This is a genomic window from Bowmanella yangjiangensis, from assembly GCF_017255015.1.
GTDB classification, from domain to species: Bacteria; Pseudomonadota; Gammaproteobacteria; order Enterobacterales; family Alteromonadaceae; genus Bowmanella; species Bowmanella yangjiangensis.
Window position 1 is genome coordinate 26,895 of the sequence record NZ_JAFKCS010000028.1, and the last position, 15,019, is coordinate 41,913.

The 15,019-nt window shown below is 49.3% G+C and carries 12 protein-coding genes and 3 tRNA genes; 5 read left to right on the forward strand and 10 right to left on the reverse strand.

What is annotated here, in order from left to right:
* Window positions 1–57: 57 nt before the first annotated feature.
* Window positions 58–1,620: a murein biosynthesis integral membrane protein MurJ gene (gene murJ / locus J0A65_RS19455; protein WP_206596004.1), complete on the reverse strand. Its 1,563-nt coding sequence runs from the start codon at window positions 1,618–1,620 to the stop codon at window positions 58–60.
* 187 nt (window positions 1,621–1,807) lie between these two features.
* Between murJ and rpsT the strand changes: the two genes are divergently transcribed.
* From rpsT to olsF, 4 genes are all read left to right on the forward strand, one after another.
* Window positions 1,808–2,071, forward strand: coding sequence for a 30S ribosomal protein S20 (gene rpsT, locus J0A65_RS19460; protein WP_188688529.1), 264 nt, complete (start codon window positions 1,808–1,810; stop codon window positions 2,069–2,071).
* 201 nt (window positions 2,072–2,272) lie between these two features.
* A complete protein-coding gene (locus tag J0A65_RS19465) occupies window positions 2,273–2,581 on the forward strand; it encodes a hypothetical protein (RefSeq protein ID WP_206596005.1) in 309 nt (102 codons plus the stop codon).
* Window positions 2,582–2,693: 112 nt separating this feature from the next.
* Window positions 2,694–3,488 carry a UDP-2,3-diacylglucosamine diphosphatase gene (locus tag J0A65_RS19470; RefSeq protein WP_206596006.1) on the forward strand — a complete coding sequence of 265 codons (795 nt, stop codon included), beginning with the start codon at window positions 2,694–2,696 and terminating at the stop codon, window positions 3,486–3,488.
* 106 nt (window positions 3,489–3,594) lie between these two features.
* Window positions 3,595–5,316, forward strand: coding sequence for a bifunctional ornithine lipid synthase OlsF (olsF, locus tag J0A65_RS19475; RefSeq protein WP_206596007.1), 1,722 nt, complete (start codon window positions 3,595–3,597; stop codon window positions 5,314–5,316).
* Between the two features lie 43 nt (window positions 5,317–5,359).
* On the opposite strand, the gene dapE is transcribed toward olsF, so the two are convergent.
* On the reverse strand, window positions 5,360–6,529 hold the full coding sequence (gene dapE / locus J0A65_RS19480) for a succinyl-diaminopimelate desuccinylase (protein WP_206596008.1): 1,170 nt from the start codon (window positions 6,527–6,529) through the stop codon (window positions 5,360–5,362).
* A 164-nt stretch (window positions 6,530–6,693) separates the two neighbouring features.
* On the opposite strand from dapE, the gene J0A65_RS19485 reads away from it, so the two are divergent.
* The gene (locus tag J0A65_RS19485; protein ID WP_206596009.1) at window positions 6,694–6,867 is read left to right on the forward strand and encodes a hypothetical protein; all 174 of its coding nucleotides are present in this window, start codon (window positions 6,694–6,696) and stop codon (window positions 6,865–6,867) included.
* Window positions 6,868–6,984: 117 nt separating this feature from the next.
* Here J0A65_RS19485 and J0A65_RS19490 read toward each other — a convergent pair whose 3' ends face one another.
* From J0A65_RS19490 to alaS, 8 genes are all read right to left on the reverse strand, one after another.
* Window positions 6,985–8,115, reverse strand: a complete 1,131-nt coding sequence (locus J0A65_RS19490) for a sodium ion-translocating decarboxylase subunit beta (protein WP_206596010.1) — start codon at window positions 8,113–8,115, stop codon at window positions 6,985–6,987.
* Between the two features lie 5 nt (window positions 8,116–8,120).
* On the reverse strand, window positions 8,121–9,902 hold the full coding sequence (oadA, locus tag J0A65_RS19495; RefSeq protein WP_206596011.1) for a sodium-extruding oxaloacetate decarboxylase subunit alpha: 1,782 nt from the start codon (window positions 9,900–9,902) through the stop codon (window positions 8,121–8,123).
* A gap of 12 nt (window positions 9,903–9,914) precedes the next feature.
* Window positions 9,915–10,232 carry an OadG family protein gene (locus J0A65_RS19500; RefSeq protein ID WP_232850056.1) on the reverse strand — a complete coding sequence of 106 codons (318 nt, stop codon included), beginning with the start codon at window positions 10,230–10,232 and terminating at the stop codon, window positions 9,915–9,917.
* Window positions 10,233–10,896: 664 nt separating this feature from the next.
* Window positions 10,897–10,973, reverse strand: a tRNA-Arg gene (locus J0A65_RS19505).
* A 954-nt stretch (window positions 10,974–11,927) separates the two neighbouring features.
* Window positions 11,928–12,004, reverse strand: a tRNA-Arg gene (locus J0A65_RS19510).
* Between the two features lie 36 nt (window positions 12,005–12,040).
* Window positions 12,041–12,130: transfer RNA gene (locus tag J0A65_RS19515), tRNA-Ser, on the reverse strand.
* A gap of 212 nt (window positions 12,131–12,342) precedes the next feature.
* Window positions 12,343–12,549 (reverse strand): carbon storage regulator CsrA, encoded by a 207-nt coding sequence (csrA, locus tag J0A65_RS19520; RefSeq protein ID WP_188688561.1) that lies wholly within the window; start codon window positions 12,547–12,549, stop codon window positions 12,343–12,345.
* A gap of 149 nt (window positions 12,550–12,698) precedes the next feature.
* On the reverse strand, window positions 12,699–15,019 hold a 2,321-nt coding region (gene alaS, locus J0A65_RS19525), incomplete at its 5' end, for an alanine--tRNA ligase (RefSeq protein WP_206596012.1).

The following is a 15,019-nucleotide window of genomic DNA, read 5'->3' on the forward strand; positions in this document are numbered from 1 at the left end:
CAAAAATCACGGGATTATAACCGACTGTCCGCTTAATTAAAGCCCAGTGTCAAGCTGTTATCTGGGTGATTTATTTAAATCGGCCGGTCTTAGCCCTAGTAGCACAGCCAGCACCAGCAAGCAGACTACCCCGCCCCCAATCATTATCACAAGTTGACCAATCTGGCCGCTGACCGATAACCCATACCAGGTATTAACATCTGGCTTTAACCAAATCAGCAGAGCAACCATGCCCAGTGTCGCGCTAAGCACTTTTAGCAAAAACCATAGTGTATCTGTTTCCATCTGATACACCCCACTGCGGTGCAACTTTTGATAAAGTAACCCCGCATTCAAACTGGCCGACATGGCGGTAGCAATAGCCAAACCCACATAGCCAAAAGGAATCGCCAGAATAATGTTAAACAGCATGTTCGCTGCCATGGCCCAAATGCCATAACGCACGGGCGTTTTGGTATCCTGGCGGGAGAAAAAGCCGGGCGCTAACACTTTGACCAACATGAAACTCAACAGGCCTGATCCATATGCCATCAAACTGTATGAGGCCATACGCGCATCAGAGGCATCGAATTCGCCACGCACAAACAACACGCTCAGCAGTGGCTCCGCGAGTACAATTAGCCCCGCCGCCGCAGGGATCCCCAGCAGGCAGACCATACGTACCGCCCAATCCATATTGGCTTTAAATTGATGGCTGTCGGCACTGACATGATTTCGCGACAAAGTCGGCAAAATGACCGTCGCAATTGCAATGCCAAAGAGTCCAAGCGGGAACTCCAACAAACGGTCAGAGTAGTAGAGCCAACTGATGGAGCCGGTGACCAGAAAACTAGCAATCAAGGTATCCAGCAATAGGTTAATCTGACTGACCGACACCCCGAATAATGCGGGTATCATCAGCTTGCGAACCTTAGTTACATTGGGGTCTTGCCATCCCCACTTGGGCCTTGACACCAGTCCAGTGCGCAATAAAAAAGGTAATTGAAATGCAAGCTGCACCACGCCACCGAAAAACACCCCCCATGCCAACCCAATCGCTGGCTCATCAAGCTGTGGAGATAAGTACAAGGCGCACGCGATAATACAGACATTAAGCAGCACAGGCGTAAAAGCCGCCACCGCAAACTTATTCAGCGTGTTGAGAATCGCACCAGCTAATCCTGTCAGGGTGATAAAGAATAAATAAGGAAAGGTAATTTTCAGCATCAAGGCGGCCAGTTCAAATTTGGCCCCATTTTCGCCGCCCTGCCAATAATCCAGAAACCACCCTGTGCCAAATAGTGCAGCTAACACGGGAGAACCAATCACCCCAAACAAAGTAACCACCAGCACCAAGGTACCTAGGGTGCCAGCGGTGCGCGCTAAAAATAGTTTAAGCTTCTGCTGGTCTCCCTGGGCATGCACTTCACTGAGCACCGGCACAAATGCCTGAGCAAATGCCCCTTCGGCAAATAGCCGACGCAGGAAATTCGGGATTTTGTTAGCAAAGAAAAACACGTCTGCCGCAGCGCCTGCGCCCATCAGATTGGCCACCACCATATCCCTGACCAACCCAAGCACTCTGGACACCAACGTCATAAAACTGACAATCAATCCGGATTTCAGCAACTTAACCGACACATGCGCCCCCAGGCAAAAAACAGCGCTCTATTATGAGGGATTCTACGCGCTAAGAAAAACACAAATACCCAGACAAAATGCTGTGCCGCTGTTGCCCAATAAAGCGCCAAAAGCATTTGACAACTGCGCTAATAATGGGAATAATCCGCACCCTTAAATTTGACAAGAATCTTTTGGGAGTTTCACCTTGGCTAACATCAAGTCTGCTAAGAAACGTGCTATCCAGGCCGAAAAACGTCGCCAGCACAACGCCAGCCGTCGCTCCATGACGCGTACCAGCATCAAAAAAGTGCTTGCTGCTATCGCTACCGGCGACAAAGCTGCTGCTGAGACCGCTTTCGCTGCTGCGGTTCCAGTTCTGGACCGTATGGCTACCAAAGGCTTGATCCACAAAAACAAGGCTGCCCGTCATAAGAGCCGTCTGGTTGCTAAGATCAACGCTTTGGCCTGATACGCCCGTTTCTGAAATCCTGGTTCCTCCAGGATTTATTCAAAAAAGCGCCTGATGGCGCTTTTTTTGTCGGTTACAAATTCTTACACGGAAACAGGCTATTCGCTTTAGGCATATCAAGACAGCCCCTCTCCCCTTTGCTAGAATCTACCGCTCTTCAAACCTGCCGTTGTTTAATTAACAGGGCATCGTGAGTTTCAGATGAACAAAGCACAACAAGTCACTTTGCTGTCCGTGACATTCTGCATTTTGTTTCTGCTGGCTGCCACTATTATACCTATGCCACAGCTCATCACTTACGAGCGTTCCAATATTGTCTCAAAGGGCATTTACTGGCGAGGCTTTGGTGAAGCTGGGCAGTTGCTGGATGCCCACGCCAGCTTTGTTAAAGTAGACAAAGCCACCAACAATCTACATGTATGCCATCGTTTTGAGCATGGTGAAATGTGTCAACACTACCGCGTGATTGAAACTCAGGGACTGAGCGCCGTTATCCGCCATTTGCTGTAACTCTCCCCGCCATATTGATGTAATTGTCATCACCTTTTCAAATTAACGTCACCTTTCTGTAAGAGGTTGTTCCTAGTCTTGGCCTAAAAGTCGCAACAACGCAGGCTCCGCTATGACAGAGAAACGCCATTATCGTACCGTTTGGTTGTCTGACATTCATCTTGGCTATAAAGATTGTAAAGCCGAATACCTGTTGGATTTCCTTCGTCACAGCCGCATAGATACCCTCTATCTGGTCGGCGACATTGTCGATATGTGGGCGATGAGCAAGCAGTTTATGTGGCCCAAATCCCATAATCAGTTGTTCCACAGGCTCATATCTCTGGCCAGCGACGGCACTAAAGTCATCTATCTGCCCGGCAACCATGACGAGCCCGCACAGAAATATGACGGCATGGTATTCGGCGAGGTAGAAATTCATCGCCAATACATTCATACCACAGCTGACGGTAAGAAATTGTTGCTGCTGCATGGTGACCAGTTTGATCAGGAAGTGTGCTTCGGCAAATTCCATGCATGGATAGGTGACAAAGCATACGACTTGCTGCTCTTTATCAACCGTTGGTACAACCGTGCCCGCGGCTGGTTAGGGCAGCCTTACTGGTCACTCGCTGGCTACATTAAAGGTAAAGTTAAAGGCGCCAATGAAGCCATAGGGCGCTACCGTGACATCGGCTGCAGAACAGCGAAAGAAATGGGCATGGATGGTCTGGTGTGTGGCCATATCCATCATCCTGAAATTACCCGCAGACAGGATATTTTGTATTGTAATACCGGAGATTGGATAGAGAACTGTTCCGCCCTCACCGAGAACGAGCAAGGCAAACTGAGTCTGGTGTATTGGACACAAATTCAAAATCAGGTTCAGCCTTTACCCCGCAAGGCGAATGCCAGGCGTGCCGCCTGACCTGACATCGTGGCGATACACCGTCATTAAACCGCAACAAAAAGCTCACAAAATCGTCATTGTGGGCTCCTAAACTCGGTTCAACTAACTGGCCGAGATATTGCCTATGTTCACTGTTGATGAAGTCCTACAAAAACACTATCCCAAACTATCAACTAACCCCCTGGTCTTCAATTCCGCCAAGTTTGTACTAAGACGCCTGCTACACGAACGAGAATTCCAAGAGTTTGCCCGTGACTACCCCTATTTACAGGGGCTGGAATTTGTTGAACAGGTTCTGGAATATTTCAATTTTAGCTATTCAGTACGTGACAGTGAGAAAGAGCGCATTCCCACCCAGGGCAGACTGGTTATCATTGCCAACCACCCCATAGGTACGCTCGATGGTCTGGCGCTGGTAAAGCTGATCAGTGAAGTGCGAAAAGACATTAAAATTGTCGCCAATGAGATGCTGATGGCAGTAGAACCACTGCATCCCATGCTACTGCCGGTAAACAATATGAATGGTGGAACGGCAAAAGAATGCCTGGCGAATATTCAACGCCATCTGGCAGATGAAGGCGTAGTGGTGATTTTCCCTGCCGGCGAAGTATCCCGGCTGCGCCCCCAAGGGGTCAGAGATACCCGCTGGCGCAGTGGTTTTTTGCGGATTGCTGCCAGTGCCAAAGCGCCGGTATTACCGATTTTTATCGATGGTAAAAACTCCCCACTGTTTTATGGCGTGTCCATGCTCTATAAGCCTCTCGCTACCTTGTTTTTGGTAGCAGAGATGTTTAAACAACGACAAAAACACCTCCCCATGCGAGTTGGTGAGATGATCCCCTTTGGCTCTTATCAGGGGCAGAAGATTTCCATGCGTCAGCAGGTCAAACTGTTTAAGAAACACCTGTATCGTATTGGCCTCGACAAAGAAGGGATTTTCCCCACCCAAAAAGCCATTGCACTGCCAGAAGATCGCCGTGAACTGACCAAAGCGATGCGCAAGGAATGCGAACTTTTGGGCACCACCGCTGATGGCAAAGACATCTACCTGTACCGTTACAACGGCAGCTCCCCCATCTTGCGTGAAATTGGCCGGTTACGTGAAGTGGCGTTCAGAGCGGTAGGAGAAGGCAGCAATAAACGCCGGGACATTGATCAATATGACAGCCATTACTATCACCTGGTGTTATGGGACAAAGAAGAGCTGGAAATTGTAGGTGCTTATCGTTTTGGAGATGCAAAGCACCTTACCTCGGCAGAGCATTCACCCGGTTTATATTCCGCCAGCCTGTTCGACTTCGGCCAGGACATGGATAAATATTTTGAGCAAGGTCTGGAGCTTGGCCGCAGCTTTGTGCAGCCCAAATACTGGGGAAAACGCAGCCTTGACTACCTCTGGTATGGCATTGGCGCTTTTCTACTTCGCCATCCGCAATATCGCTATCTGTTTGGGCCGGTTAGTATCAGCGGCAGCCTGCCAGCCGCAGCCAAAGACTTACTGGTGTATTTCTACCAACTTTATTTTGGCGGAGAAGTGGGAATTGCCCGTTCCAATCGCCCTTATCTGATCCCGCAGGATCTCAAGGACGCTTTTCGGGGCGATGATTACAAAGCCGATTTTGTCCAGCTTAAACACTTACTGGCCAATATGGGTGCGGCCATCCCTACTCTCTACAAACAGTACACTGAAGTCTGTGAACCTGAAGGGGTGAAATTCCTAAGCTTCGGCGTGGACCCCGACTTTAATGACTGTGTGGATGGACTGGTGTTAGTCGACATTACCAAGCTAAAAGCCAACAAACGCGCCCGTTATATGGCAAGTACCACAAAAGAAAACGCCGCTTAAGCGGCGTTTTTTTCTGTTCTCACAAGCATTACGTGAATTTATGCTAAGCAAGCAGACGCTCCAATATCTCCGCATAAATATCCTCAAGCGCAATCAAATCAGCGACATGTACGCGTTCATTGACCTGGTGTATGGTTCGGTTTGGCACACCTAACTCAATCACCTGAGTGCCTTCTCCTGCAAAAAAGCGACCGTCAGAAGTTCCCCCTGAGGTAGACAGTAAGGGAAACTTACCTGTGTTGTGGAAAATCGCCTGCTCAACCTCATAAATAAGACTGTTAGCTATTCCCTGCTCAGTAAAATAGGGCTCACAAGGGCGTTCCCATTCCAGTTCATAGTCAGTTGTCACAGACTTTAAGGTGTCATTCAGTAACTGCTGCAAGCGTTGAAGGTCATAGCGATGACTATAGCGAATGTTAAAACACAAGCTGCACTGAGCAGGTACAATATTGTCTGTAAAGGCCCCCGAATCAATATGGGTTATCTGCAAACTGCTGCCAGGAAAGTCGTCGCTCCCCGAATCCCAGACTATGCCATTTAACGCAGTAAGCACCCTGCCCATTTTGTGGATTGCGTTGTCCGTATACTGCGGATAGGCCACATGCCCTTGTTTTCCTCGCACGTGAAGGCGTGCCGAAATCGCACCACGTCGTCCAATTTTAATAGTGTCCCCCGTATGATGAGAGGCAGTAGGCTCTCCCACCAAACAGTAATCCAGATGAATACCTTGTTCTTGCAGATAAGCACTCAATACCTTGGAGCCATACTCGGCTTCACCCTCTTCATCACTGGTAATCAACCACACAAAGCGCTGATTAACAGCTTTGCCTGATGACAGAAAGCGCTCGGTAGCCGCGAGCATGGCGGCAATACCGGTTTTCATATCGGCGGCACCCCGCCCAATCATTTCACTATCAACAATCTGCGCGCTGAATGGGTCTACCTGCCATTTGTCTATAGGACCGGGGGGCACAACATCGGTATGGCCAGCAAAGGCCAGGGTTTTCTCCCCCTGCCCCAATGTGGCAACCAGATTGCTTACGCCATGCACATTGATATGCTGACAGTGGAACCCAAGGGCACTCAGTTTGTCAGCCAACCACAATTGGCAACCTTGGTCTGATGGAGTGATAGAAGGCCGACGAATCAGCTCCTGACCATAGGCAACAGAACGGAATACCTGATGGGCCGGGGACAAAGCTTTTATGGTCATAAGAAAATATCCACTGGCTTTTGTATTTATTACAAACGCCATAGATGACAATGGGATGGCAAAGATAAGACAAGCCGATGACAGGACTAACACTTAGCCCTTGCCAATGTTGACGAGTGGAATAGAATCAAAGCGTTAATGTCGGCAAGCCAAAGGAGAGCCCATTGCTGCGACTGTTATTTTTGATCCCCGCAATTCTATGTTTGATTTGGTATCTGTATCTGCGTCACAACGGCTATACCGTATCTCAAGGCAAACAGGGGTTTAAGTATATTCTGATCTTCTCTGCCGTTATCGGTGGCTTCTATACCCTGCTGCTGTGGCTAACCCATCTGTAGTTTTCTCGTATCCTTAATCGACCAGATTAACATCACAGACACGACTTAGTATTGAATAAAAAAAGGCCGTTTGCTGTCTGACAAACGGCCTTACAGGTTCATAATTTAGACCCTGCTTTAGCCAACTAAGGCTAGCAAAATACCTGCTGCCACTGCCGAGCCAAGTACACCGGCTACATTCGGCCCCATGGCATGCATCAACAGGAAGTTGTGTGGATTCGCTTCCAGGCCGACCTTGTTCACCACCCTGGCCGCCATAGGCACCGCAGACACGCCAGCAGCGCCAATTAACGGGTTAACCTTGCCACCGCTCATACGGTTAAGGAGTTTAGCCATTAGCACACCAGCAGCGGTTCCGATAGAAAAGGCCAGCGCACCTAGTCCCAATATACCCAGGGTTTCCAGCGTTAAGAACTTATCCGCGGAAAGTTTGGAACCCACCGCCAAGCCAAGAAAGATAGTAACGATGTTAATAAGCTCATTCTGAGCCGTTTTACTTAAACGCTCCACCACCCCGCATTCGCGCATCAGGTTACCCAGGCAGAACATGCCCACCAAGGGTGTAGCAGTTGGTAGAAACAAGATAGTCAATAACAGTACCGCCAGAGGGAAGATAATCTTCTCTCGCTTAGACACCGTGCGCAGTTGCTCCATCTGAATTTCACGCTCGGCCTGGGTCGTCAGCGCCTTCATAATCGGCGGTTGAATAATGGGAACCAACGCCATATAGGAATAAGCAGCCACTGCGATAGCACCGAGCAACTCAGGCGCTAGCTTGGAGGCAAGGAAGATTGCTGTAGGCCCATCGGCTCCGCCAATAATCGCAATGGCGGAAGCATCCTTCAGACTAAAATCAAAGCCAGGGATAAGATTCAGCAAAATAGCGCCGAACAAGGTAGCAAAGATGCCAAACTGCGCAGCCGCGCCCAACCACAGCATGCGAGGGTTAGCAATCAGTGCACCGAAATCTGTCATTGCGCCCACGCCCATAAAGATCAGCAGTGGAAACACACCAGACTCAATGCCCACCTCATAAATGTAGTAAAGCAATCCACCAGGTTCGCTGAAGCCGGCCAAGGGAATATTGGTCAGAATGGCGCCAAATCCAATCGGCAACAACAGCAAAGGTTCATACTTACGCACAATGGCCAGATACAGCAACAGTAGTCCTACTGCCATCATGATCAACTGCCCACCCTGAAAGTTCGCCAGGGCGGTGGATTGCCACAAAATGGTCAACTTCTCCATACGGCTTATCCCAGCATCATCAGCGGTTGACCGGATTGAACGGCATCACCGTCACTCACCAACAGCTCAGTCACTGTTCCATCATGAGCAGCGCGCACTTCGGTTTCCATTTTCATGGCTTCCATAATCAGTACCACATCCCCTTTAGCAACCTGCTGACCAGGCTTCACCAGTAACTTAACAATATTACCGGCCAGTGGCGCATTCAGGGTTTCTCCAGCGTGAACTGAAGCAGTTTGCGGCACTTTCTCCTCACTGCCGACTTTAATGTCTGCCAACTCACCACTTTCAGCCACTTCAACCTGATAAACCTTACCGTCAACGCGTACTGAGTAAGTGGCAGGTCCTACACTGGTTTTAGCTGTGGTAGGCGTAGTTGCCGGTGCACTCAACGCTTCCGTGCCAGGCGCTGGCTCAAATGCCGCAGGGTTATTGCGATTTTCCAGGAATTTCAAGCCAATCTGAGGGAACAATGCATAAGTCAGCACGTCATCTACTTGCTCATTGGCAAGTTGCAGCCCTTTTTGTTTAGCAATGTCCTTCAGTTCGACAGACAGTTTATCCAGTTCATCTTCAATCAGGTCAGCTGGACGACAGGTCACCGCTTCTCCACCATTTAACACACGGGCTTGCAGCTGTGCATTGACTGGTGCCGCGGTCGCACCATACTCACCCTTAAGTACAGCGGCAGTCTCTTTGGTGATGCTCTTATAGCGCTCACCGGTCAATACATTTAGTACCGCCTGGCTACCCACAATCTGTGAAGTCGGCGTCACTAACGGAATAAAGCCCAAATCTTCACGTACCGATGGGATTTCACGCAGCACATCATCAAGCTTATCTTCAGCGCCTTGCTCGCGAAGTTGGTTTTCCATATTGGTCAACATGCCACCCGGCACCTGAGCAATCAAAATACGCGAATCTACACCGCGCAAGCTGCCTTCAAACTTGGCATATTTCTTCCTCACTTCACGGAAGTAGGCGGCTATTTCTTCCAGCAAAACCAAATCTAAACCGGTGTCTCTCTCTGTTCCCTCAACGATAGACACCATAGTCTCAGTTGCAGAGTGACCATAAGTCATGCTCATGGATGAAATGGAGGTGTCCAGCATATCAATGCCGGCATCAATGGCCTTTTGATAGGTGGCAGTACTCAGACCTGTCGTGGCATGGCACTGCATGGCAATAGGGACGGCAACCGTTTCTTTAAGACGGGTGACCAGCTCCTCACATTCATAAGGTTTCAACAGGCCGGCCATGTCCTTGATGCAAATAGAATGCACGCCCATATCTTCGAGCTCACGCGCCATTGTCAGCCACAATTCCAGGTTATGCACCGGGCTGACCGTGTAGGAAATGGTCCCCTGCGCATGTGCTCCCACTTCAATAGCGGCTTTCACGGCAGTATTCAGATTACGCATATCATTCATGGCATCGAAGATACGGAATACATCTACGCCGTTAGTGTGCGCCCGCTCAACAAATTTGCGTACCACATCATCGGCGTAATGACGGTAACCCAACAGATTTTGACCGCGCAGCAACATTTGCTGCGGAGTATTCGGCATCGCCTTCTTTAATTCACGAATACGATGCCAGGGATCTTCTCCCAAATAGCGGATGCAGGCGTCAAAAGTCGCACCGCCCCAGGATTCCATGGACCAATAGCCAACCTTATCCAGCTTCTGTGCTATCGGTAGCATATCTTCCAAGCGCATACGGGTGGCCAGCAAGGATTGATGACCATCGCGCAGGACAAGTTCTGTAATGGCAAGGGGTTTAGACATGGGGGCTCCGGCTTATTTTGAATTGCGATGTTGATGGATAGCAGCACTGATTGCCGCCACTTCAGCCGCTGAGATTCCGGCTGCGACAGTAGGCTTTCTTGGTGTAGCCGCCGTCGTAACATGAGATACAGCCTCGGGGAAACGACGGCATACTTTGCTGATCAGACTCACAGCGCCAATCAGCAAGGACAAGAACAGAAACACTACCGCCATTCCAACCAATAGTAATAGGCCGGCATCAAGCAGTAGCTGTTGAACTTCAGCATTCATTCTGTGGTATCCCTGATTTAAAGAGTGCAGATAAGTATCATGGGGATCATCAAAAAACAACCAAACCAACCGGTCAAAACGCTATAAGAAATCACTATTTATTCAGATATTCAGCATATTTAATCATTTAAGGCTTAAAAACCAGCCAAAACGGGTTCTGTGCTTATAGTGATTATTAGCGAGACCTTAAACGCTGGATATGGGCCTGCCCCTTAAGATCGGCAGCTGTGATTTTGATAAAGCAAGAATATCAGGGGTTAGATGACAACAAGCTTACAGGCGCGACAGAAAGGTAAAGAGAATACAGATAGGCACGAAGGAAGGGCTTCGTTATTTCCACTGGCAGATTATGGGGCCGCGCAACGACTTTGAAGGATTAGGCCGGGCTATCCTGCCCAGCGCCCTAAGGGCCGTCGCTGTAAAACGCGACGTTCAAAAATGCTCCTGGCATTTTTGTCGAACCTGAGGAGGTTCTTATCCCGTCCCACGATGGAATATAAAAGAAAAAGGCCCCAGCGCTTTCTGACAGCGGTGCTCGCGTAACTGCGTGGAAGGATTACGCCGGGCTATCCTGCCCGCCGCCCTAAGGGCCGTCGCTGTAAAACGCGACGTTCAAAAATGCTCCTGGCATTTTTGTCGAACCTGAGGAGGTTCTTACCCCATCCCCGACGATATAAAAGAAAAAGGCCCCAGCTCTTTCGAGCTGGGGCCTTTTTCTTTTATATGGCGCGTGTGGAAGGATTCGAACCTCCGACCGCCTGGTTCGTAGCCAGGTACTCTATCCAGCTGAGCTACACACGCGTGATACTTAAATTCTTTGCTATCCACAGCGGAAATAAATTCACTTCCCTGTCACAGCGAGCGCGAATTCTACATGGCTCGCAGGGAAATGCAATAGTAGTAGGTGATTTTATTTGTGGCAACGCGCTAACTGGCTAAGGTCTGTTCGGCTTATGCGAAATAGCGGCTTATATTCTCGACTGAGCCAAGACGAAGAAGGGATAGCAATGAATGAAAACGAACATCACTCTTTTGTTGATAGGCTTATTGATAAGCAGCTTGGGAGCGCAGGCCATGGGATTTTTTTAAAAATCGCCTCTGAAACTGAGATGTGAACTAAGCTCAGAATTCCGAGAATACAACACAGACGACATGACAAAAAGTTACTTTGGAATCTGTGAAATTACCCGTTAGCCGAAAGAGGATAAGGTTATGGAAGAGCTATCGCCAAAAGATTCAGCAAACATATGCCATTTGGCATATGAAACTACCAACGCCATAAAAGACAATAAGTTCGACAAGTCGCTTTATTAAACATGGCTTTTTCCCTTTAGACTACTACGTGGAAGGATTACGCTGGGCTGCCCTGCGGGCCGTCGCCAGAGAGCGGTGACGTTCAAAAATGCTCCTGGCATTTTTGTCGAACCCGGGAGGTTTTACTTCGGCATCCTGCCTACGCCCTTTGGGCCAGCTAAAGCGGTTCTAAAACACTCCCGGTGTTTTAGTCACCCCATCCCTCGACGGGATATAAAAGAAAAAGGCCCTAGCGCTTTCTGACAGCGGTGCTCGCGTAACTGCGTGGAAGGATTACGCCGGGCTATCCTGCCCTGCGCCCTGCGGGCCGTCGCTGTAAAACGCGACGTTCAAAAATGCTCCTGGCATTTTTGTCGAACCCGGGAGGTTCTCACACCATCCCTCGACGGGATATAAAGAAAAAGGCCCCAGCTCGAAAGAGCTGGGGCCTTTTTCTTTATATGGCGCGTGTGGAAGGATTCGAACCTCCGACCGCCTGGTTCGTAGCCAGGTACTCTATCCAGCTGAGCTACACACGCGTAAACTTTGAATCCTGCATTCACTCTTAGAGTAAATGGCGGAGAGAGAGGGATTCGAACCCTCGATAGGGGTTAACCTATACACCCTTAGCAGGGGTGCGCCTTCAGCCACTCGGCCATCTCTCCTCAATGTGGGGTCGCAGTTTAATGATTCACTGAAGTAAGTCAAACCTTTTTTATGCTCAAAAGTGTCGTTCGTTGAGCATTTAAGCAATTGAGACAATTTTCATTCAAAAGCTTAGGTTTTTGACAGTTTTTTATGCGAAAGCAGGAAAATGGAGTGGCAACCTAAAACAATAAAGCAGATAAGAAAAAGGCTGGTTACCCAGCCTGTTTTTTTATGCGTCGTCAGATGCGTCTTCACCCGGGTACTGAGAGTTTTTCTCAGCCTGGATACGCATATAAATTTCTTCACGATGCACAGATACTTCCTTCGGGGCATTTACGCCGATCCGAACTTGGTTTCCTTTGACACCCAATACAGTGACAGTCACTTCGTCACCAATCATAAGAGTCTCACCTACACGACGGGTCAATATAAGCATTCGCTTGCTCCTGTTCCGTTTTTCCAACAAGTCCTTACTTAAACCTAGCGTAATTCTCTGTTATCACAAGAGATTACCTAGTAGCCCTTCCTTGTTTTCCGTGTCACTTCAGAAAACCGGCCCGAATAACTCAAAAAGTGAGCGGCGGATTATAGCTTATCCGCCAGCCATGTCGACACGCCAGCCAGTGCTGCGTCCAGATTTTCTGGCTGCGTACCACCAGCCTGCGCCATGTCAGGGCGACCACCGCCCTTACCGCCAACCTGTTGAGCAACAAAGTTAACCAACTCACCAGCCTTAACTTTATCGGTTAAATCTTTGGTTACGCCAGCGATCAAGCTGACTTTCTGGCCTTCAGCGACACCCAGCATTAAAACGCCGGATCCCAATTTATTTTTCAGGCTATCCATCAAATCGCGAAGAGACTTAGCTTCAACGCCTTCAAGCTTGGCAGCCAGCAATTTCACGCCATTGATCTCAACAATGTTACTCAGCATATCGGCACCGGCCTGGCTGGCCAGTTTCTGCTTAAGCTGTTGGATCTCTTTTTCAAGGCCTTTGGCTTGCTCGAGTAACTGTCCAACCCGCTCCGGAACACTTTGCACATCAGACTTTAATTGGCTGGCCATGCCCTGCAGTTGCTGACTTTGTTGCTGGCTGTACGCCAATGCTGCAGCACCAGTCACAGCTTCAATACGACGTACACCTGAGGCAATACCGCTCTCGCTGACAATGCGAAGCAAACCAATATCACCTGTACGTTTGACGTGCGTACCACCACACAGTTCCATAGAGAATGTGCCCATGGATACCACGCGCACCTCTTCATCATACTTTTCACCAAATAGAGCCTGCGCACCGGCCGCTTTGGCATCATCAATAGCCATCAAGCGTGTGGTTAGGTCGTGGTTCTCTCGTACCTGCTGGTTAACCATATTTTCAATTTCAACCAACTGCTCACGGGTAACTCCTTCAAAATGCGAAAAGTCGAAACGCAGTTTGTCAGGCTGAACCAATGACCCCTTTTGATTAACGTGCTCACCCAGTACATTTTTAAGCGCAGCATGCAGCAAGTGCGTGGCACTATGGTTTAGTTTTATGGCCTGACGACGCGCCGTATCAATCTGTGCGTCAACCTTATCACCAACCGAAATAGCCGCTTCTGCCACACCTTTGTGGGCGATAGCATTACCTAATTTAACAGTATCAGTGACTCTGAATGCACCATTTAGCAGTTTCAGCACCCCGGTATCACCTACCTGACCGCCCGACTCGGCATAAAACGGCGTGTTATCCAGTACCACAATACCTTGCTCACCGGCAGCCAGGCTGCTGACGGCATTTTGCAGGTTGAACAGTTCAACCACCTCGGCCATGCCTTCTTCCTGCTCATAGCCGGTAAACTCCGAGCTATTTTCACTGGTCAGTTGTGCATTGTAGTCGGCACCAAAGTTGCTGGCAGCCTGGGCACGCTTACGCTGCTCAGCCATGGCCGCCTCAAAGCCCTGCTCATCGATGCTGTAGCCTTTTTCACGGGCCACGTCGTTGGTCAAATCGGAAGGGAAGCCATAAGTGTCGTACAGCTTAAACACCAACTCGCCCGGAATAACCTTTCCATCCAGGTTTTCCAGCGCATCGGACAAAATCTGCATGCCACGCTCCAAAGTGCGGGCAAATTGTTCTTCTTCGGCTTTCAGCACCCGTTCAATAGTGGCTTGCTGAGATTTAAGTTCTGGATAGGCAGAGCCCATCTGTGCAACCAAAGACGCCACCAGTTGATAGAAGAAAATATCCTGGGCGCCGAGCTTGTAGCCATGGCGCACAGCACGACGAATTATACGGCGCAGTACATAGCCGCGACCTTCATTGGATGGCAGAACGCCATCGGCAATCAGGAAGCTACAAGAGCGGATATGGTCAGCAACCACACGCAGTGACTTGTCTTCCAGATCTTTTGCACCCGTCACCTTGGCGGTGTCTTTAATCAAGGCCTGGAACAGGTCAATCTCATAGTTGCTGTGCACATGCTGCAAAATAGCCGAAATACGCTCAAGACCCATGCCGGTATCAATAGAAGGCTTAGGCAAAGGCTCCATGCTACCGTCAGCCTGACGGTTAAATTGCATGAAAACCAAGTTCCAAATCTCAATAAAGCGATCGCCGTCTTCCTCAGGGGAGCCAGGAGGGCCGCCCCAGATATGCTCGCCGTGATCATAGAAAATCTCGGAGCACGGACCGCAAGGGCCGGTATCCCCCATTGACCAGAAGTTATCTGAGGTACCAATACGGATTATCTTCTCTTTAGGTATCCCGATATCCTTTTCCCATATAGCAAAGGCTTCATCGTCCTCTGCATACACAGTGACCAGCAGCTTTTCCTTGGGCAGCTTGAGCTCGTCGGTCAGGAAATTCCACGCCAGGGCAATAGCTTCTTTTTTGAAATAGTCGCCGAAGCTAAAGTTGCCCAGCA